Origin of the sequence: Meridianimarinicoccus zhengii, from assembly GCF_003254465.1 — a bacterium.
Taxonomy (GTDB): domain Bacteria; phylum Pseudomonadota; class Alphaproteobacteria; order Rhodobacterales; family Rhodobacteraceae; genus Meridianimarinicoccus; species Meridianimarinicoccus zhengii.
The window spans coordinates 20511-40654 of record NZ_QDFI01000007.1 but is presented as its reverse complement, the minus strand read 5'-3'; the positions used below and the strand labels follow the sequence as shown (position 1 = coordinate 40654).

Here is a 20144-nt window from a genome sequence, read left to right as displayed (position 1 = left end):
GCGCCGTTGCCCGAAAAACACGCTCTTGACCGATGCCATCGGCTCTTTTTACTGTCAATGAATACTTTTCGCGCGATAAGATACTGCAAGAGGTCCTGGAGGATCGCGCCGGTCATGGCCGATCGGTACGAGGCAAGAGGTGCTGGCGCACATGCAGATGCGCCGGAGGGTGGGATGGAAAGCCAGAAAATCCGAAACATGGAAGAGTTCGCAGCCGTCAGCGGGATCTCCCGTCCGACCGTGTCGAAGTATTTCAACGACCCCGAAAGCGTCCGGCAATCCACCCGGCAGCGCATCGAGGAGGCGCTGGAAAGCTACGACTATCGCCCAAACATCTTTGCCATGAACCAGAACCGCCGTCTGACCAAGAATGTCGGGATCGTCGTTCCGTACCTGGCCGACCCTACCTTCGCGGAAATGGCGCGCAACATCGAACGGCGCTGCATCGAGGCGGGGTTCCGACCGTCGTTGTTCAGCGCCCATGGCGAGCGCGAGATCGAGCGGGAGATCCTTGACAGCCTTCGGTCGCTGCGGCCCGCCGGTGTGATTCTGGCGCCGCTCGGACGGCATTCGGACGTGGAGCACCTGGTGCGATTCTGCGAAGAAGTTCCGACAGTTCTGCTGGACCGGAACATCGACGGGGTGGGCCATGCCTTCGTGGGGTCGGACAACAACAGCTTCGTCAACCAGAGCGTAGACTACCTGCTGCGCACCGGGGAGCCGCCCGTTTTCTTCGAGATGGAGAACCCGAAGAACCCGAACTCCCTGAGTCGCCGCAACGCCTACATCTCGGTCATGGAAAGCCACGGGCTTGAACCCATGATCCATCGTGTGCGCGGCGAGGGCTGGGTGAGCGAAGAGATCGGATACCAGGGCGCGATGCGTGCCTTGAACGAGCGCGCGCTGCCCACCGATACGATCCTGTGCAGCAACGACCGTCTGGCGATCGGGCTGCTCGCGGCGTGCTACGAAAAGGGGTACCGGGTCGGGCGCGGGCCGGGCTGCGCGCTGCGCGTTGCGTCCCATGACGACCACCCCTATGCGCGGTTCACCTGCCCGTCGCTGACCACGGTCGGCCACGATTTCGTCCTTGTATCGAATCGCGGGGTGGACACGCTGTTCGAACTGATCGAACGGGGGGAGGTTCCGGGCACCCAGGCTGGCGGACGGACGGAGACGCTTTTTCCCGCGCGGCTTGTGCTGCGTCTCTCCGCGTGAAAAATAATGTTTGCGCGCGTAAAGAAATTTGTTGACTGTGGGGCAGGTCTGGGTTTTTCTGGCGCTGCGAATTTAAGCGCGTAACGGGAGGAATACCATGAACCTGAAGAGCGCCCTTCTCGGGGCAACTGCGCTTTCCATTGCGTCGGCCGGTGCGGCGACAGCAGCGGAACTCACCATCGCGACGGTGAACAACTCCGACATGATCATCATGCAGAAGCTATCGCCGGTGTGGGAAGAGGCGACGGGCCATACGCTCAACTGGGTCGTGCTCGAAGAGAACACCCTGCGCCAGCGGGTCACCACCGACATCGCGACGAATGGCGGGTCGTTCGACATCATCACGATCGGCGCTTACGAGGCCCCGATCTGGGGGGCACGTGACTGGCTGGTGGCGCTGGACGACCTGACCGAGATCAACCCGGACTACGATCTCGAGGATATCTACGAACCCGTGCGCAATGGCCTGTCGGCCGATGGAACGCTGTTCGCCGTTCCGTTCTACGCGGAAAGCTCCTTCACATTCTACCGCACGGACCTGTTCGAGGCCGCGGGGATCGAAGCGCCGACCGAGCAGATCACCTACACCCAGTTCGAAGAGATGGTCGCGCAGCTTCACGACCCGGACAACGGCGTGTTCGGCACCTGCCAGCGTGGCAAGGCAGGCTGGGGCGAGAACATGGCCTTCGTCGGTCCGCTTGTGAACGCGTTCGGTGGCCGCTGGTTCGACATGGACTGGCAGCCGCAGATCGATAGCGAAGAATGGCGCACGGCGATCAACTACTACGTCGATCTCGTGCAGAACTACGGCCCTCCGGGCGCGTCGTCGAACGGGCATAACGAGAACCGCGCGCTGTTCGCCGATGGACGCTGTGCGACCTGGGTCGATGCGACCTCGGCGGCGGGATACATCTTCAATCCCAACGAAAGCTCTGTCGCGGACCGGACCGATTTCTTCCAGGCACCGTACCAGGAAACGAAGAACGGCACGGGCTGGTTCTGGGCCTGGGCGCTGGGTGTGCCCGCAAGCTCGACCAATGCCGATGCGGCCAAGGATTTCCTCGCGTGGGCGACATCCAAGGAATACATCGAACTCGTCGGCGAGCGCGAAGGCTGGGTTGCGGCACCTCCGGGCACCCGCAAGTCCACCTATGCGAACGAGGCCTATCTGTCCGCGGCGCCCTTTGCGGAAACGGTCGAGAATTCGATCCTCGCCGCGGATCCGGCAAACCCGACCCGTGATCCGGTCCCCTATACCGGCATCCAGTTCGTGGCGATCCCGGAATTCCAGGGAATCGGCAACTATGTCGGCCAGCAGATTGCCGCCGCCCTTGCTGGGCAGCAGACCGTGGACCAGGCACTGGAAAACAGCCAGCGCTTCGCGGTCCGCGAAATGACGAAGGCCGGCTACATCCAGTAACCGCCACAGGGTTCGGGCCGGGGCATCGCGCCGGCCCGAACGCCCCGGACCCTTTGCATTCACAGACATTCAACGCGCGCTCCGGGCAGGATCCCCGTGGCTCGTGCCGGTGCACGTTGGGAGGACGGATACCATGGCAACCAAAGCTTCACGATCGGCCGCGCGTCTGATGATATCGCCCGCCGTGGTTCTGCTTCTGGGCTGGATGCTTATCCCGCTCTGCATGACGGTCTATTTCTCGTTCCTGCGGTTCAACCTGCTCAACCCCGGCGATAACCCGTTCGTGGGGTGGGAAAACTACCGCTGGTTCGTGACCGACCCGAGCTTCAGCGCAGCGATGATCAACACGCTCGTGCTTGTGGGCGGGGTTCTGCTGATCACCACGATCGGGGGCATCATGTTCGCGCTGCTTCTGGACCAGCCGATGTGGGGGCAGGGACTCATCCGGATCATGGTGATCGCGCCTTTCTTCGTCATGCCGACCGTGGGCGCGCTGGTCTGGAAGAACATGTTCATGAATCCGGTGAACGGGATTTTCGGGCACATCGCGCAATCGCTCGGTGCGGCGCCAATAGATTTCTTCAGTTCTATCCCCCTCCTGTCCATCGTGCTGATCGTGTCGTGGCAATGGCTGCCCTTCGCCACGCTGATCCTGCTGACGGCGTTCCAGTCGCTCGACCAGGAACAGCTCGAAGCTGCGGAAATGGACGGGGCGAGCTGGTTCAACCGGTTCTGGTACATTATGCTGCCGCATCTCGCGCGCGCGATCACCGTCGTGATCCTGATCCAAACGATCTTCCTGCTGTCGATCTTCGCAGAAATTCTGGTGACGACGAATGGCGGGCCGGGCGTGGCGACCACGAACCTGACCTACCTGATCTACGTGTCCTCGCTGCTGCAATACGACGTGGGCATGGGCAGTGCAGGGGGGGTCATCGCTATCATCCTCGCCAATATCGTTGCGATCTTCCTGATGCGGATGATCGGCAAGAACCTCGACGCCTGAGGAGGGAACACCCATGGCACGCGCAGTTCCGAATTCCCGAAAGGCGATCAACACCGCGGTCGCCGGCACGCTGGGCTTCATCATCTTCTTTCCGATCCTGTGGATCCTGATCCTGTCGTTCAAGACCGAAGGCGACGCGATCAAGGCTCCGCTGCAGGTGCTGTTCAGCACCGGCTGGACGACCGAAAGCTTCGGCGCCGTTCAGGAAAGGTCCGACTACTTCAAGCACTTCACCAATTCGGTCGTGCTGGCGCTCGGGTCGACAATCCTGGGGCTTCTCGTGGCGGTACCCGCGGCCTGGGCGATGGCCTTCGTTCCGGCCAAGCACACGAAGAACGTGCTGATGTGGATGCTGTCCACCAAGATGCTGCCGCCCGTGGGCGTGCTGGTTCCGATCTACCTGATCTTCCGCGACGTGGGACTGCTGGATACGCGCACCGGACTCGTGATCGTGCTGATGCTCATGAACCTGCCGATCATCGTCTGGATGCTCTACACCTATTTCCGCGAAATCCCCGGCGAGATCCTCGAAGCCGCGCGCATGGACGGGGCATCGCTTCGGGAAGAGGTGATCTATGTCCTCACGCCCATGGCGATCCCCGGCATCGCGTCCACGGTGCTGCTCAACATCATCCTGGCATGGAACGAAGCCTTCTGGACGCTCAACCTGACCGCTTCCAACGCGGCCCCCCTGACGGCCTTCATCGCCAGCTACTCCAGCCCCGAGGGCCTGTTCTACGCGAAACTCAGCGCGGCTTCCGTCATGGCCATCGCGCCGATCCTGATCATGGGCTGGTTCAGCCAGAAGCAACTCGTCCGGGGCCTGACCTTCGGCGCTGTGAAATAAGGAACAGAAACATGGGACGCATAGCACTGAAGCAGGTCCAGAAATCCTTCGGCGACGTGACGGTGATCCCGCCGCTGGACCTTGAAATCGACGATGGCGAATTCGTGGTCTTCGTCGGCCCCTCCGGTTGCGGCAAGTCCACATTGCTGCGGCTGATCGCCGGGCTGGAGGACACCACCTCGGGCACCATCGAGATCGACGGAACGGACGCCACGGGCCTGCCGCCCGCCAAGCGTGGTCTTGCCATGGTGTTTCAATCCTACGCGCTCTATCCGCACATGTCCGTGCGCAAGAACATCGCGTTCCCGATGAAGATGGCCGGGATGGACCAGGCCGAACAGGAACGCCGCATCGCGGCGGCGGCGAAGGCGCTGAACCTGACCGATTATCTCGACCGTCGTCCGGGGCAGTTGTCGGGCGGCCAGCGCCAGCGCGTCGCCATCGGCCGGGCCATCGTGCGCGAACCGGCGGCATTTCTGTTCGACGAGCCGCTGTCGAACCTAGACGCGGCTCTGCGGGTGGGCATGCGGATGGAGATAAGCGAGCTGCACAAGAAGCTCGACACCACCATGGTCTACGTGACCCACGACCAGGTCGAGGCGATGACCATGGCCGACAAGATCGTGGTGCTTCAGGCGGGCGTGATCGAACAGGTGGGCAGCCCACTCGAACTCTACCGCGCGCCGCGCAACAAGTTCGTCGCCGGTTTCATCGGCTCGCCGAAGATGAACCTGATCGAAGGCGAACTTGCTAACGAACACGGCTGCCGCACCATCGGCATCCGCCCCGAGCACGTGGAAGTGTCCACTACCGAAGGCCAGTGGCAGGGCACGGTGGGCATTGCCGAGCATCTTGGGTCGGACACGTTCATCCATATCCACGGTGTTCCGGGCTGCGACCCGCTGACCGTGCGCGCGGATGGAGAGGTTTCTGTACGCCACGGGGACACGGTGTTCCTGACCCCGCGCCAGAACCTGATCCACCGCTTCGACGACAACGGCATGAGGATCGAATGAAAAGGCTCGATGGAAAAGTGGCCCTTGTCACGGGCGGCGCCCGCGGTATCGGCCGGGCGATCTGCGAAGCCTTCGCGGCAGAAGGTGCGCGGGTTGCCGTCGCCGATCTGCGCGAGGACGAGGCACGGGACACGGCGCAGGCCATCGGCGGCATGGCCCTTGCGATGAATGTGACCGATTTCGCGGGCATCGCGGCGGGCGTGAAGCAGGTCGAGGATGCGTTTGGCGGGATCGACATCCTCGTCAACAACGCGGGCATCTTCAACATGGCCTCCATCGACAAGGTGACAGTCGATGATTACCGGCGCCAGTATGACGTGAACGTGGGCGGCACCATCTTCGCCATCCAGGCCGTGGTGCCCGGCATGCGCCAGCGGGGCGGTGGCATGATCATCAACTTCGCCTCGCAGGCCGGACGGCGGGGCGAGGCGAACGTTATGCTCTACTGTTCGACCAAGGCGGCGGTGATCTCGATCACGCAGTCCATGGCGCTCGAACTCGCCCGCGACAACATTCGCGTCAATGCCATCGCCCCCGGCGTGATCGACACGCCCATGTGGGACGTGGTCGATGCGCAGTTCGCGGAATACGAAAACAAGCCGAAGGGCCAGAAGAAGCGCGAGGTCGGGGAAGCCGTGCCGCTTGGCCGCATGGGCAGCCCCGCCGACATCGCCGATCCCTGCGTTTTCCTTGCCTCCGACGACGCGCGCTACATCACCGCCCAGACGCTGAACGTGGACGGCGGGAACTGGATGAGCTGAGGATGCCTGCCATGAAACTGTCCAACGCCGCGTTGAACGACCTGCCCGAAGGCGTCATCGGCCCCCGTTACGACCGTGCGACGCTGACACCCGGGATCGTGCATATAGGGCTGGGCAATTTCCACCGCGCCCACCAGGCGTGGTACCTGCACCGGCTATTCGGGATGGGATTGAACCACGACTGGGCGATCATCGGCGCGGGCGTTCGCCCCGCCGACGCCGCGCAGCGCGACCGCCTGCTGGCGCAGGACTGCCTGACGACGCTGATCGAGCTGCGGCCCGACGGCAAATCCGCCGAGGTGACCGGATCGATGATCGATTTCGTTCCGGTGGCCGACGGCAACGGCCCCCTGATCGCACAGATGGCCGACCCTGCGATCCGGATCGTTGCCCTGACCGTGACCGAGAGCGGTTATTTCATCGACCCCGTGACGGGCGGGTTCGATGCGGACCACCCCGATATCCGCCATGATGCCGCACACCCCGACACACCGCGCACGGCCTTCGGCGCGATGGTCGCCGCGCTGAAGCTGCGGCGCGACCGCGGGACGGGGCCGTTCACCGGACAGAGCTGCGACAACCTGCAGGGCAATGGGCATGTCCTGCGCCAGACCGTCGTGTCGCTCGCGCGCCTGTCGGACCCGGACCTTGCCGACTGGATCGATGCGGCGTGCAGCTTTCCCAACGCCATGGTGGATTGCATCGTGCCCGCCACCGGCCCGAAGGAACTGGCCCTTGTGCGTGAATTCGGGATCGACGACGCGGCGCCGGTCACGCACGAGAATTTTCGCCAATGGGTGATCGAGGACGATTTCTGTGCCGGGCGCCCCGACTGGGACAAGGCGGGGGCCACCTTCACCGCCGATGTGCATCCGTTCGAAACGATGAAGATCCGGGTGCTCAATGGTGGCCATCAGGCGATCTCCAATCCGGGCGAAGTGCTTGGGGTGGACACGATCGCGGGCTGCATGGCCCATCCGCGCATCGGCGCGTTCTTCCGCAGGCTCGCCCATGACGAGATCGCGCCGCATCTGCTGCCGGTGCCGGGGATGCCCGCGGCGGAGTATATCGACCTGATCGCGACGCGGTTTTCGAACCCGGCCATCGTGGACACGACGCGCCGGGTCGCTTTCGACGGGCTGGGGCGGCACACTGGGTTCATCCTCCCTACCATACAGGAAGCCCTTGCGGCGGATGCGCCGCTCGACGGGCTGGCCCTGGTAGAGGCCGCCTGGGCGCGCATGTGCGCGGGCACGCGGGAGGATGGCAGTACCATCGACCCCAACGACCCGGCCTGGGACCGGCTGGCACCCGTGGCGCTGGCCGCACGGGACGATCCGGCGGCCTGGCTTGCGCAACGGCATGTGTATGGCGATCTCGCGGCACAGCCCCGGTTCGCGGATGCCTTCGTCGCTGCGCTGACGACGATCTGGCGGGACGGGATGGACGCGGCGCTGGCCGCCTACCTCGCGCGGTGAGCGGCGTGGCATGAAGGCGATCCATTTTCCGGCGAAAGACACCGTCCTGTTCGGCGACCGCCCCGACCCGCGCCCCGGTCCGGGCGAGGTTCTGGTGGCCGTCCGCGCCAGTGGCCTGTGTCATACCGATATCGAGGTGATGCGGGGCAACTATGGCAGTTCCGCCTTTCCGGTCGTGCCGGGGCACGAATACGCGGGCGTCGTGACCGACATCGGCGCAGGTGTGACGGACATAGCCGCAGGCGACCGGGTTGTCGTGGACCCGAATATCGAATGCGGCGACTGCCGCGCGTGCCGCCGGGGCTGGGCCCATCTGTGCGACCGGCTGGGCGCCTACGGCGTCACTGTGGATGGCGGGTTTGCCGCCCAAAGTGTCGTCCGCGCATCGGCCGTGTATCCCATCGGCGATCTGCCCTTCGGGCGGGCGGCGCTGGCCGAACCGATGGCTTGTGTGCTGAACGGCATCGACGCCCTTGGGGTCACCATGGCCGAGACCGCGCTGATCTTCGGAGCCGGGCCCATGGGTGTGCTGATGGCGCTGGCGTTGCGCAGCCGCGGTGTGACGCAGGTTGTGATGGTCGATCTCGACGACAGCCGTCTTGAACTGGCCGATAGCTTCAGGCTGGGCGCCGTCGCCGCGGGCAGCGCCGCGCTGGAAGGCTGGCGTCACGGGGCCGATCTGGCCGTCGATGCGACGGGGGTGCCGGCGGTCGCCGCCGGTCTGCCCGACTATCTTGCACCGGGGGGCGGCGGTCTGTTCTTCGGCGTCTGCCCGGCGTCGGCGCGGATCGAAATCTCGCCATTCGACATTTTCCGCCGCCAGTTGCGGCTGGTGGGGTCGCATTCGCTGAACCATAATATCCCCGCGGCACTGGATGCGATCTCGGCCATCGGCCCCGATCTGGACCGTGTGATATCCCACAGCCTGCCGTTGGACGCGGTGGCCGACATCTTCGCGTCGCACGCACCGAAGGGCAGCCTCAAGATTCAGGCCGTGGCGGACTGAACCGGGCGCTGCCGCACCCAAGTGCCGCCGCATGGCACGACCCCTTGAAAGAACGCCCGAATTCGCGTCGCGCGGCGCAATCCTGCTGGACCGGGCACGGGCGAGGTCCTAGCGTCAGGCAAGGGGTAGACCTACGGGGGCAGGCATGGCTGGCAGGGCAATCACGGTAGCGCAGCAAAAGGGCGGGTCGGGCAAGACGACGCTCGCGGTGAACCTTGCCATCGCGCTGCTGGGGCGCGGTCACAGCGTGGCGCTTCTCGATACGGATCCGCAAGGATCGCTCGGCCGCTGGTTCATGGCCCGGCGCGAGCGGGACGGCGCGCCGGGACTGGAGTTCGCTACGGCCAGCGCCTGGGGCGTCGGATACGAATGCGAGAAGCTCAAGAAACACGCCGATTTCGTGATCGTGGACACGCCACCCAAGATCGACAGCGACCTGCGTCCGGCGCTGCGGGAAAGTGCGCTGGTGCTGGTGCCCGTCGCCACGAGTCATGTGGACCTGTGGGCGACGGAATCCGTGCTGGAGATGACGGAAAGGGTGGGGCGCCCCGTGATGCTGGTGCTGAACCGCGCCGCCCCGCGCGCACGGCTGACCGGCGAGATCAGCGCGGCGCTCGACACGCTGTCTGCGCCGCGCGCCCAGACACCGCTGCGCAACCGGGTGATCTATGCCGAAACGCTGGGGGAGGGTTACGGCGTGACCGAGCGCGCGCCCAAAGGCCCCGCCGCGCAGGAGGTACAGGCCCTGCTGGACGAGATCGCCGCGTTTCTCGACGGCTGAGCGTCAGTCGCGACCCCAGCGGATGCGCGCCCAGACACGTTCGTGGACCACGTAGAACACGATCCCAGCCGCTGCGCCCGCGACCGCGATGGATCCGCCCGCGCCGACCGATCCGGTGACGGCATAGCCGATACCGGTCATGGTCAGCAGGCCAAGTGCCTGCCATGTCAGGGCTTTCACGAGTGTTCGGTGCGGGCGGTCCATGGTGTCCTCTGTCATTGACGGATCACTGGCGGTGTATACGCGCTTGCGTTGTGGCGGAATTGCGGGAATTGTAAACGTAAGTCTGCATCTGTGGAGTTTATGCAGCAATGGTGAGTAGAGTGGACAAGGAGGATCGCGCGACCCTTTTCCGCACACGGGTTGCCGCCGCGATGCAACGCGAAGGGCTGTCGCGCAGCGCGCTTGCCCGTGCAACTGGCGTGGATCGCTCCACCATTGCGCAGGTGCTGCAGGACGGGGCGGTGCGTCTGCCGGGCGGGCAGCTTGTCGCGGAACTCGCGGCCGCGCTGGGGGTCAGCGCCGACTGGCTTCTCGGGCTCACGGATCGGCCCGAACGCCCCGGGGATGTGCTGGCCGCCGCGCTGACCTTGACGGGGGCGGAACGCAGCACCGCGGATGCGCAGATCATGGCGTGGCATGCGGAGGCGCGGGGCTACAAGATCCGGCATGTCCCCGCCACGCTGCCCGACCTTCTCAAGACGGAGGCGCTGCTGCGCTGGGAATACGCATTGTTGCCCGGGGCTTCCGCGGATCGCGCGGTCGAGGTGGCGGAGGGGCTTCTGGGCTGGCTGGACGAAGCGGGCAGCGACTACGAAATCGCGGTACCCATCGGCGAATTGCGCGCCTTCGCTGCCGGGGCGGGCTATTACACGGGCCTGTCCCCGGATATCCGCCGTGCGCAGCTCCAGCACATGGCCGCACGCTGCGACGCGCTGTTTCCGACGCTGCGCCTGTTCCTGTTCGACGCGCGACAGGTCTTCAGCGCCCCGGTCAGCGTTTTCGGACCGATGCTGGGCGTGATCTATGTCGGGCGGTTTCACCTTGCCTTCCGCGAACGCGAACGGCTTCGCCGCCTGACCGAGCATTTCGACTGGCTCGTGCGCGAGGCGGTGGTGGATGCCCGCGATACCTCGGCGTGGCTGAGCGACCTTGCATCAACGATACCGCCGCAGGCACCACGCGGTTCGTGACACCTGGCGGCGGAACGCTGCGTCAGATCAGGCGAGCGACAGGTTTACGGCGCTTTCCCGCCCGTCGCGGCCCGCTTCGATGTCGAAGGTGACTTTCTGGTTGTCGGCAAGGCCCGTCAGCCCCGACCGTTCGACCGCTGAGATGTGCACGAACACATCCTTGCCGCCGCTATCGGGTGCGATGAAGCCATATCCCTTGGTTGTGTTGAACCATTTCACGGTACCGCTGGCCATGTTCCCGTGTCTCCTGTCCGTGTCCCTGCCCGCGGAAGTGCGGCAGCGTGGCGTCTGTCAATCGTCGATGGCACTGACAGCCGGAGGCAAGCAGGATCGAAAACGGTAACGGTCGCTCTTTTTTGGTGCCAGCGGAATTTCGCTGACGCAACGATTCTCTGATGTTTTCCCGGTTTCTTGGTTGAAACCGGGCGTGGCCGGGGACAGGTCTTGTCCAGTCGCGGCTTTGCCCGCGCAACACCGCAAAGGAGATTGCATGACCTGGACAAACCCGCTCACCCGGACCGCAACCGCCGTGGCACTTGGCCTGACGCTGGCTGCGGCCCCCGGCATGGTCGTGGTGGCACAGGACACGGGAAGCGTCGCCCCCGCGCCAAGCTATGACGACGCCACGCTGGAACGGTTCGTGACGGCCGCTATGGAGGTCAGCGCGGTGCGTGAAGAGTACACCGCCCAGCTTCAGGCCGCCGAGTCGGAAGAGGATGCCCAGGCGCTGGTGGATGACGCCAACACCGCGATGCTCGCCGCGGTGGAAGAGGTCGATGGCATGGATGTGGATACTTATGTCGCCATCGGCGAAGCAGCGCAGCAGGACGAACAACTCGCTGCCCGGATTACCGAGATCGTCGAACAGCGGCGCAGCGAAGGATAATCCCGCGCCGCGTGGCACACAGCGAAAAGGGCGCCGCAACGGGCGCCCTTTTCAAATTCCGGTCACAGCCCCGCAGGGTCAGCAGCTTATGCCAGCTGGATGTTCGACGCGCTCTCACGGCCATCACGGCCGGATTCGACGTCGAAGGTCACTTTCTGATTGTCTGCAAGGCCGGTCAGGCCAGCACGCTCGACAGCGGAGATGTGCACGAACACATCCTTGCCGCCCGTTTCAGGTGCGATGAAGCCGAAGCCTTTGGTGGTGTTGAACCATTTCACGGTGCCTTTGGCCATATCCGTGGTCTCCTGTCTTGTGTCCCAGTCGCAGAATGCACTGGGCCGGCGCGGTCGGTCCGTATCGATAGTCTGAGCGCCGGTGAGGGAGACAGCAGGTCGAGTGGAGTAACGTAGCCACGTCCGTATGACAGGTCGCGCGACTTCGCGCAACAGTCTATCGCCGCAAGGCGCGCGCAGGCGCCCCGGTGCCGCGGGCTACACCAGCCGGCTGACTTCCTTGGCGGCCCTGACGAAATCGGCAAAGAGCGGGTGCGGCGCGAAGGGTTTCGATTTCAGCTCGGGATGGAACTGTACGCCGATATACCACGGATGATCGGGCAATTCGACGATTTCAGGCAGCTTTCCGTCAGGGGACACGCCGGAAAATATCATGCCTTTCTCTTCCAGTGCCTCGCGGTAGCGCATGTCCACTTCATAGCGGTGGCGGTGCCGTTCCTCGACCACCGGGCTGCCATAGATCGCCGCGACACGGCTGCCGTCGCGTAGATGGGCGCTGTAGCTGCCCAGCCGCATCGTGCCGCCCTTGTCGTCGTCCTTGCGGCGGGTGACGGCGTGATTGCCCTGCACCCATTCCTTGAGGTGATAGACCACGGGCGTCAGCGCGCGCCCCTCGGTTTCGAATTCCTCGGACCCCGCATCCGTCAGACCGGCAAGGTTGCGCGCGGCTTCCACAACGGCCATCTGCATCCCGAGACAGATTCCGAAATAGGGAATGTCGCGCGTGCGCGCGAATTCGGCTGCGCGGATTTTGCCCTCGGTCCCGCGTTCTCCGAACCCTCCGGGCACGAGGATCGCGTGGAACCCTTCGAGATGCGGGGCAGGGTCGGTTGTCTCGAAGATTTCCGCGTCGATCCATTCGGATTTCACGCGCACCCGGTTGGCCATCCCCGCATGGGTCAGTGCCTCGGCGATGGATTTGTAGGCGTCGCCCAACTGCGTGTACTTGCCGACGATGGCGATCCGCACTTCGCCCTCGGCATTCACGATACGGTCGTGAACGTCTTCCCAGCGGCTCAGGTTCGGGCGCGGCGCGGGCGAAATCTGGAACGCGTCCAGAACCGCCTGGTCCAGCCCTTCGCGGTGATAGGCGAGCGGCGCGTCGTAGATCGTGTCGAGATCGAGCGCGGCGATGACCGCCTCGGGCCGCACGTTGCAGAACAGCGCAAGCTTCTCGCGTTCCTTCTGGGGGATCGGGTTCTCGGCCCGGCATACGAGGATATCCGGCGCGATGCCGATGGCGCGAAGTTCCTTTACGCTGTGCTGGGTGGGCTTGGTCTTCAACTCGCCCGCCGCCGCGATCCACGGCAGAAGCGTCAGGTGCATGAAGATGCAGCTTCCACGGGGGCGTTCCTGACCGAACTGGCGGATTGCTTCGAAAAAGGGCAGGCCCTCGATATCGCCCACGGTCCCGCCGATCTCGCATAGCATGAAATCGACCTCGCCGTCGCCGATGGCGATGAAATCCTTGATCTCGTTGGTAACGTGCGGGATCACTTGGATCGTCTTGCCAAGGTAATCGCCGCGGCGTTCCTTCTCCAGCACGTTGGAATAGATCCGCCCCGACGACACGCTGTCGGTGGCGCGTGCGGACACGCCGGTGAAGCGTTCGTAATGGCCAAGATCAAGATCGGTCTCCGCGCCATCGTCGGTGACGAAGACCTCTCCATGCTCGAAGGGCGACATGGTGCCGGGGTCGACGTTCAGATAGGGGTCGAGCTTGCGCAGCCGGACGGTAAAACCGCGCGCCTGAAGCAGCGCGCCCAATGCGGCCGAAGCCAAACCCTTGCCAAGCGACGACACGACGCCGCCGGTGATGAAGATGTATCGTGTCATGCGCGGGTGCTCCCCGTGATGTGCTGCGAAACGGCCGCGATCATCCAGCCCGGACACGCAGCATCACGGGATTTCCAGTTACAGGATTCGGGGAAAAGCCGCAACATGCTGCGCATGCCGCGGCCGGGATTTCAACAGATTGTAGCGGTCACTCGGCGCGGGGCGGCAGCAACGGTGCATCCTCGGCCCGAGGCGGCAGGAGGGAGTCGCCATCGGGCAAGGCGGGCGCCGTGGGTGCCGCGTCCTCTGTCGTCGCGGGTGTGCCGAGCCGATCCAGAACCGAACTGTCGGCCGAGTTTCGCGCGGCGATGATGGTCAGGGCGATCGACGTGCAGATGAACGCGATGGCGAAGGCCCAGGTCAGCTTGCCGAGTGCGGTCGCCGCGCCGCGGCTGGACACGGCTCCGCCGCCGCCACCCATGCCCAGACCGCCCCCTTCGGAGCGTTGCAGCAGCACCACGCCGATGAGGCACAGCGCAAGGACCAGATGCACGATGAGCAGGACGTTTTCCATGGGGGAAGCCTCGGTTCGGTTTGGGGCTACCTAAGGGATGTGGCCGCCGGTCGCAAGGGCGCGCGGCCCGGTCAGGCGGGGCGCTGCGCGACAGTACCGATGCGCGGCGCCAGTGCCATGACCCAGCCCGTCACCAGCGCACCGATCCACATGCAGGCCACCGCAACCCATGCGGTCAGCGCCAGAACCGCGCCGCCCGAAACGCCCGCACCCACGGCGCAGCCGCCCGCCAGCATGGACCCGAAGCCCATCAGGACTGCGCCGACCAAGTAGCGCTCCATCCCTGTGGAGGCATCGAACCGTTCCAGCCGGAACTCGCCCGCGCGCAGGGCCATCGCCGCGGCGCCGAGGAAAACGCCCGGTACCAGCCCCACGTTGAAGCCGAGCGTGAGGCCGCGTTCGTTGATGAGACCCATGAGCGTGTCGGTGGATGGGCCGGTGAACGTCACCGACGACACCGCGACCGGGTCAAAGGATATCTGCGCTATGGTGAAGGTGCCGACCCATCCCAGCGCAACGGCGGCACCGACAAGCCCGGCCGCGACCACCCGTGACCGGCCAAGCCCGCCGCGTCGTGCCAGCACGATGCCGACCCCCAGCATGGCCCCACCGCCGGCGAGCAGCATGGGCCACGACAGGCCCGCGACCGCCAGCAGGTCGCGTGCGGCCCCGCCAGGCACCGTCCAGAGATTGAACAGCCATTCCCGCGCCGGGGCGAGCACCCCGCGATAGGACGCCTGCGCCACGATCGTCAGCACCAGCCCGGTGATGAGCGCGCGCATGTTGCCCGTACCCGACAGAACCAGCAGCCGGCTCGCGCAGCCGCGCGCGAGGGTCATGCCGCAGCCGAACATCAATCCGCCGATGATCGCGCCCGACAGACTGCCCACGCCGCTGATCTGGCGCGACTGGCTCGGGTCGAGCAGACCGACAGCGACCGCGCCCTGCGTCAGCAGCAGCGCCGTGGCGAAGACGATCAGCCAGACCCCCAGCCGTGGCCCGGCATGTCCTGATCCCAGTTCCGCCGTCGCCGCACGCAGGCAGAACCGCGAATGCTGCGCCGCCGCCCCGAACAACAGCCCCACGCCCAACCCGAGAGCGAACAGCACCCGCAGATCGCCGAAGCGGTCGAGCAGAAATTCCAGCATGGCGTCCCTCCATCGGCGGATGGCGCAACCTAGGGCAGGACGGACGGGCTGCGCTTGACCTGCGTCAAGCGCCGCAGGTCAGAACGCCGCAGCCTCGGCCACGATGTCTGCCAGCAGAGTCTGAACTTGCTGCATCGGGCCATCGGGATACGTGCGATAGCCGATCACGATCTCGCCCGCCATGTCGGCGACGAAGATGCCATAGGGGCAGTGCGCGATATTCAGCAGGTCGGCCTCCATCACCGCGCGGGACGTGACGGCGGAGCAGAACAGGAACACGTCGGCTTCGACGAACAGATCCTTTTCGCCGCCGACATCGGCCTTGGTGCGGGCCAGCATCTCGCCCACATGGCTGACATAATCGATGACCAGCCCGCGCCCGACGATGGCGGTTTCCACCGCGAGCGTCGCATCGTCGAAACTGCCGTCATAGGGGGTGGTCATCACATCGTCCGCCGCTGCAGGCACGGCCATGGACGCTGCGACAAGGGCGGGGATCAGGGAAAGCAAGCGTGTCATGGCTGGTCTCTTCCAGGTTTGGGGAACGACGCGCGGCGGGACTGCCGCGCGCCGCAGCACGTTCAGCCGAACATGTCGGCAACGATGGCATCGTACCAGCCAAGGCTTTCGCGGTAGGTCGTGGCGCGCAACTCTGCCGTCTCACCCGTCTGGCTGATGAAGCTGTCCACCGACGCGATCTTCTCGTCCGTCGCGGTATAGCTCGCGCCGACCTTCACGCCGTTGTCGGTGTCGATCAGCGACCAGCAGGTGTTGGAGAACTTTGCCGGGAACACGCGGCTGCCGGTCAGCGCGCCGCGCACGGCCATAGCTGCGACCTTGGCCTGGCTGTTGGCGGCGAAGCCCGATTTCGGCATGTCGCCCTGCGCCGCGGAGTCCCCCAGGATGTGGATGTTCTCGTCCATGCGGCTCTGCATCGTGGCGGGCACGATGGGCGCCCAGTCGCCGTCGGTCAGCGCCGCGGCGGCCAGGATGTTGCCCGCCTTCATGCCGGGGATCACGTTGGCGGCGTCGGCCTTCACGGCCTGACCGTCGATCACGACCTCCATGCTGTCGGGACGCACCTCCACACTCGCGCCGCCGAAATCCGGGCCGATCCAGTCGACCATGCCGGGATAATTGTCGTTCCAGCCTTCCTGGAACAGCGCCATCTTGGAGAAGGCGGATTTGGGATCTGCCACGATGATCTTCGCGGTCGGATTGTTCTCGCGCAGGTAGTGCGCGATCATCGACACGCGTTCATAAGGCCCCGGAGGGCAACGATAGGGGTTGGGCGGGGCGACCATCACGAAGGTGCCGCCTTCAGGCATCGCCGCGACCTGCGCCTTCAGCAGTTCGGTCTGCGAGCCGCCCTTGTAAGCGTGGGGCATGGCATTCTGTGCCGCCAGCGACCAGCCGGGCACGGATCCATCCACGAAATCGATGCCCGGCGCGATAATCAGCCGATCATAGGGCACCGCGCCCCCACCCGCCAGCGCCACGGTCCGCGCGTCCCGGTCCACGCCGGTCGCCCAGTCATGCACGACGTTGATCCCGTAATCCGACGCCAGCCGGCCATAGGAATGGGCGAGCGAGTCGATCTCGCGGAAGCCGCCGAGATAGAGGTTCGAGAAGAAGCATGTGTAGTAGCTGCGCGTGGGTTCGATCAGCGTCACGTCTATGGCGCCAGCGCTGTCCTTGGCGATGTAGCGCGCGGCCGTGGCGCCCCCCGCGCCGCCACCGATGACCACGACGCGCGGCGTGGCCTGTGCGCGGATCATGGGCGCCGACAGCGCGGCCCCCGCGGCCATGGTGGTGCCGATGAAATGGCGTCTTGATAGCGTCATTGGTGTCTCCTCCCCGAAACACGGTGATGCCTGCGCCTATCGCGGCGCAAGCGTTGCGAAGTATGCAGCCAGCGCCGCGATCTCCTCGTCGTTCAGTCGGCCCGCGATCATCTGCATCGCCTGATGCGGGCGCAGTTTCTGCTTGTATGCATGCAGAGCGACCACGAAATCCTCCTCCGGCCATTGCGTGATCGACGGGATCCCGCTGTCCGCGCCTTGCGCGCTGTGACAGGTGATGCACTCGCCGGACAGGTATTCACCGTAGGCCGGATCGCCCTCCAGCGCCAGAATCGCAGGGTCGAGGTCGTGGCCCGCATCCGATGCCGTGGGCGGGCTTTCGGGGATGTCCGACGGGGCGGCGGAATAGGCACGCAGGAACGCCATCAGGTCACGCCGGTCCGCGGGGTCTTCCATGCCGCGGTAGCTCATGCGCGTGCGCGACACGAGCGCGCGCGGATTGGCGATATAGGCGTCGAGCGTCTCGTACCCCCATGTCAGCCCGTCGGCGCCCATCCGGTCCATGCCCTTGGAATAGGCGAAGCCGTCGATGCTGCCGGCGCGGCGGTCGAACACCCTGTTGAGATGAGGGCCGATGCGGTTGCGGGCGTCGGGGCCGACCTCGTGGCAGCCACTGCACTCCTGGAAAAGCTCCGCACCCCGGTCCGCATCGCCGCCCGCAAGCCCGTCATCGGCGGATTGCGCCAGCGCCGGGCCGCTGGCAACCACGATCAAAAAGGCCGCGCACAGGGTCCGGACGGACCGTGTGGCGCGGCCTGCAATGCGGCGGCGGTGCGTAGTGGGCAAGAACGTCATGGCCTCCTCCAAAGCGTGTCGTTCCTCCTTGCATCTGGTCGGACCGGGCAACGGGAGGGATGCCCGGTCCGCTGCGGCCCCGCCCGGCAGAGGCGGGCAGGGCCGGGGCGGCAGGTTCAGTCTATGCTGCCGCCGCCTTCGCCGCCATCCTCTGGCGTCACGTCGAGGATCACCGCACGCGCTGTGATTTCCACGCTGTCCTTGCAATCCGTCATGCAGGGCTCGCCGATGAAGACGGGCAGCTCCGTCTCCGCCCGGTCGTCCATGAAGAAGCCGTCTTCGTTGGGCAGGCGCACCTCGGTGAAGTTCTCGCGGCTGAGGACGAAATCGTCTTCGACGATGTAGTTGGAGTAGAGCAGGTAGGCCGTGATGGCATAGATGTCGTCCGCGCTGAGCGATTGCGAATAGCCGAAGGGCATCGCGCGGTAGACGTAGTCGTACACCGTCGACAGGTACGGCCAGTAGGACCCGATGGTCTTGACAGGCCGGTCGTTCGCAAGCGTGCCTTCGCCGCCTGCCAGCACCGGCCAGCGGTCGATGCCTTCGGCGAAATCACCATGACAATGGGCGCATTCGTAGGTCCAGATTTCCTCGCCAGCCTCGACGCTGCCGGAGCCTGCGGGCAGGCCCTTGCCATCGGGGCGAATGTCGATGTCCCACAGCGCAATTTCATCGGGCGTCGCTTCGCGGCCCAGACCGAAGCCGCCTTCGGGAAACTGTCCGGCATCCTCGGCCAGCGCGGGCAGGGCGAGCGCTGCAACGACGAAGGCGCCCAGCGAGCCGCGGATCATGCGGGGGTCAGGAAATCTCGACATTCTCGGCCTCGCCCTTTTCGTTGACATGCCAGGTCTGGATGCCGTTGTTGTGATAGATCGAATTTTCGCCGCGCACGGCGCGCAACTGGTCCTTGGTAGGCTGGACATAGCCCGTGCTGTCGTGGGCCCGGCTTTGCAGCAGCAGCGGTTTGCCATCCCAGTCGAAATCGAAATAGAAGCGGTGCATCGACTTCGTCAGCGACGGGCCGGACATGCGCGCCTTGTACCAGTTCTTGCCGCCGTCGATGGTCACGTCCACCCGCGGGATCGTGCCGCGCCCGGACCACGCGAGCCCGGTGATGACCGTGGGGCCTTTGCTATGGGTGATCGGTGCCTGCGGGCTGGGGTTAGTGATGACCGATTTCGCGTCCATCTCCCAGGTGAAGCGGCGCGCGTTCCCGTCGGCCAGAAGGTCGGTGTACTTGCTGGTTTCCTCGCGGTGGTGCCAGGGCGCGTCGCCCACCTCGATCCGGCGGAGCCATTTGACCCACATGTTGCCTTCCCAGCCGGGCACGACCAGCCGCAGGGGATAGCCCTGTTCGACACGCAGCGCCTCGCCGTTCATCTTGAAGGCGACGAGGCAATCGTCCAGCGCCTTCTCGATGGGGATCGACCGGGTCATCCCCGACGCATCCGCCCCTTCGGCAAGGATCCACTTGCCCGCGGTCTGCACGCCCGCTTCCTGCAACAACAGCTTGAGCGGGATGCCGGTATACATCACGTTGTGGATCATGCCGTGGGTGAACTGGCAGCCGTTGAGCTGCGCCCCGCGCCATTCCATGCCCGAATTCGCCGCACATTCCAGGAAGTAGACGTGGTTTTCCCGCGGGAACCGCTTGAGATCCTCCATGGTGAACACAAGCTCGCGGTCCACGAGCCCGTTGATCATCAGCCGGTGCAGGGCAGGGTCCACATGGGCGGCACCGCCGTGGTGCCGTTCGAAACACAGCCCGTTCGGGGTGATGATCCCGTCCAGTTCATGCAGCGGCGTGAAGTTGATGGAACTGATCGGATCGGCGGTCAGCCAGTAGACCGTCTTGCGCTGGACATGCGCCTCGAACTCGGACGGCATCCCGTAGGGGGCCGCATCAACCGGATCGCCCAGTTGCTGCATCCACGGCTGCAACCCGTCGAAGGCCGGGTCCTGTGCCGCCCGCGCCGCGACCCCACCGGAGGCCGCCCCGACGCCCGCCGCCGCGGCCCCGCGTAGGAACGCCCGGCGCGAAGGCTTCATGCCCTTGAAAATTCCGCTCATCGAATGATGCCTCC

Annotated in this window: 22 protein-coding genes; 11 read left to right on the top strand and 11 right to left on the bottom strand. The window is 65.2% G+C overall.

Features of this window, described 5'->3' with window-relative positions; translation table 11 throughout:
- Window positions 1–174 precede the first annotated feature (174 nt).
- The 9 genes from DDE13_RS03660 (at window position 175) to parA (ending at window position 9533) form a co-directional block, all read left to right on the top strand.
- Window positions 175–1218 carry a LacI family DNA-binding transcriptional regulator gene (locus DDE13_RS03660; RefSeq protein ID WP_111401573.1) on the top strand — a complete coding sequence of 348 codons (1044 nt, stop codon included), beginning with the start codon at window positions 175–177 and terminating at the stop codon, window positions 1216–1218.
- Window positions 1219–1315: 97 nt separating this feature from the next.
- Entirely contained in the window at window positions 1316–2638 is a 1323-nt protein-coding gene (locus tag DDE13_RS03655) for an ABC transporter substrate-binding protein (RefSeq protein ID WP_111401571.1), read from the top strand.
- Between the two features lie 133 nt (window positions 2639–2771).
- The gene (locus tag DDE13_RS03650) at window positions 2772–3644 is read left to right on the top strand and encodes a carbohydrate ABC transporter permease (protein WP_111401569.1); all 873 of its coding nucleotides are present in this window, start codon (window positions 2772–2774) and stop codon (window positions 3642–3644) included.
- 13 nt (window positions 3645–3657) lie between these two features.
- A complete protein-coding gene (locus DDE13_RS03645) occupies window positions 3658–4491 on the top strand; it encodes a carbohydrate ABC transporter permease (protein ID WP_111401567.1) in 834 nt (277 codons plus the stop codon).
- 11 nt (window positions 4492–4502) lie between these two features.
- Window positions 4503–5507: an ABC transporter ATP-binding protein gene (locus DDE13_RS03640; RefSeq protein WP_111401565.1), complete on the top strand. Its 1005-nt coding sequence runs from the start codon at window positions 4503–4505 to the stop codon at window positions 5505–5507.
- Window positions 5504–6268 carry an L-iditol 2-dehydrogenase gene (locus DDE13_RS03635; RefSeq protein ID WP_111401563.1) on the top strand — a complete coding sequence of 255 codons (765 nt, stop codon included), beginning with the start codon at window positions 5504–5506 and terminating at the stop codon, window positions 6266–6268. The genes DDE13_RS03640 and DDE13_RS03635 overlap by 4 nt, the downstream gene beginning before the upstream one ends.
- Before the next feature lie 11 nt (window positions 6269–6279).
- Entirely contained in the window at window positions 6280–7746 is a 1467-nt protein-coding gene (locus tag DDE13_RS03630) for a mannitol dehydrogenase family protein (RefSeq protein ID WP_111401682.1), read from the top strand.
- 10 nt (window positions 7747–7756) lie between these two features.
- A complete protein-coding gene (locus DDE13_RS03625) occupies window positions 7757–8752 on the top strand; it encodes a zinc-dependent alcohol dehydrogenase family protein (protein ID WP_111401561.1) in 996 nt (331 codons plus the stop codon).
- 145 nt (window positions 8753–8897) lie between these two features.
- Window positions 8898–9533 carry a ParA family partition ATPase gene (parA, locus tag DDE13_RS03620; protein WP_111401559.1) on the top strand — a complete coding sequence of 212 codons (636 nt, stop codon included), beginning with the start codon at window positions 8898–8900 and terminating at the stop codon, window positions 9531–9533.
- 3 nt (window positions 9534–9536) lie between these two features.
- On the opposite strand, the gene DDE13_RS03615 is transcribed toward parA, so the two are convergent.
- The gene (locus DDE13_RS03615; RefSeq protein ID WP_235868570.1) at window positions 9537–9752 is read right to left on the bottom strand and encodes a DUF2061 domain-containing protein; all 216 of its coding nucleotides are present in this window, start codon (window positions 9750–9752) and stop codon (window positions 9537–9539) included.
- A gap of 104 nt (window positions 9753–9856) precedes the next feature.
- Here DDE13_RS03615 and DDE13_RS03610 point away from each other — a divergent pair, with 104 nt between their 5' ends.
- Entirely contained in the window at window positions 9857–10726 is an 870-nt protein-coding gene (locus DDE13_RS03610) for a helix-turn-helix domain-containing protein (protein ID WP_235868569.1), read from the top strand.
- 27 nt (window positions 10727–10753) lie between these two features.
- Here DDE13_RS03610 and DDE13_RS03605 read toward each other — a convergent pair whose 3' ends face one another.
- Window positions 10754–10960 (bottom strand): cold-shock protein, encoded by a 207-nt coding sequence (locus DDE13_RS03605; protein WP_111401553.1) that lies wholly within the window; start codon window positions 10958–10960, stop codon window positions 10754–10756.
- Between the two features lie 256 nt (window positions 10961–11216).
- On the opposite strand from DDE13_RS03605, the gene DDE13_RS03600 reads away from it, so the two are divergent.
- A complete protein-coding gene (locus tag DDE13_RS03600; protein WP_111401551.1) occupies window positions 11217–11612 on the top strand; it encodes a DUF4168 domain-containing protein in 396 nt (131 codons plus the stop codon).
- A gap of 86 nt (window positions 11613–11698) precedes the next feature.
- Here the strand turns inward: DDE13_RS03600 and DDE13_RS03595 are convergent, their stop codons facing one another.
- From DDE13_RS03595 to soxC, 9 genes are all read right to left on the bottom strand, one after another.
- The gene (locus DDE13_RS03595; protein WP_111401549.1) at window positions 11699–11905 is read right to left on the bottom strand and encodes a cold-shock protein; all 207 of its coding nucleotides are present in this window, start codon (window positions 11903–11905) and stop codon (window positions 11699–11701) included.
- Between the two features lie 198 nt (window positions 11906–12103).
- Entirely contained in the window at window positions 12104–13741 is a 1638-nt protein-coding gene (locus DDE13_RS03590) for a CTP synthase (protein WP_111401547.1), read from the bottom strand.
- A gap of 148 nt (window positions 13742–13889) precedes the next feature.
- Window positions 13890–14255, bottom strand: coding sequence for a preprotein translocase subunit SecG (gene secG / locus DDE13_RS03585; protein WP_111401545.1), 366 nt, complete (start codon window positions 14253–14255; stop codon window positions 13890–13892).
- Window positions 14256–14326: 71 nt separating this feature from the next.
- A complete protein-coding gene (locus DDE13_RS03580; RefSeq protein ID WP_111401543.1) occupies window positions 14327–15403 on the bottom strand; it encodes a YeeE/YedE family protein in 1077 nt (358 codons plus the stop codon).
- A gap of 78 nt (window positions 15404–15481) precedes the next feature.
- Window positions 15482–15922 (bottom strand): DUF302 domain-containing protein, encoded by a 441-nt coding sequence (locus DDE13_RS03575; protein ID WP_111401541.1) that lies wholly within the window; start codon window positions 15920–15922, stop codon window positions 15482–15484.
- Between the two features lie 62 nt (window positions 15923–15984).
- Window positions 15985–17247 (bottom strand): NAD(P)/FAD-dependent oxidoreductase, encoded by a 1263-nt coding sequence (locus DDE13_RS03570; RefSeq protein ID WP_111401539.1) that lies wholly within the window; start codon window positions 17245–17247, stop codon window positions 15985–15987.
- Window positions 17248–17283: 36 nt separating this feature from the next.
- Window positions 17284–18060: a c-type cytochrome gene (locus DDE13_RS03565; RefSeq protein WP_111401680.1), complete on the bottom strand. Its 777-nt coding sequence runs from the start codon at window positions 18058–18060 to the stop codon at window positions 17284–17286.
- 116 nt (window positions 18061–18176) lie between these two features.
- Window positions 18177–18875, bottom strand: a complete 699-nt coding sequence (locus DDE13_RS03560) for a c-type cytochrome (RefSeq protein WP_111401537.1) — start codon at window positions 18873–18875, stop codon at window positions 18177–18179.
- On the bottom strand, window positions 18859–20130 hold the full coding sequence (gene soxC, locus DDE13_RS03555) for a sulfite dehydrogenase (RefSeq protein ID WP_222626021.1): 1272 nt from the start codon (window positions 20128–20130) through the stop codon (window positions 18859–18861). Before soxC ends, DDE13_RS03560 begins: the two co-directional genes overlap by 17 nt.
- Window positions 20131–20144 lie beyond the last annotated feature (14 nt).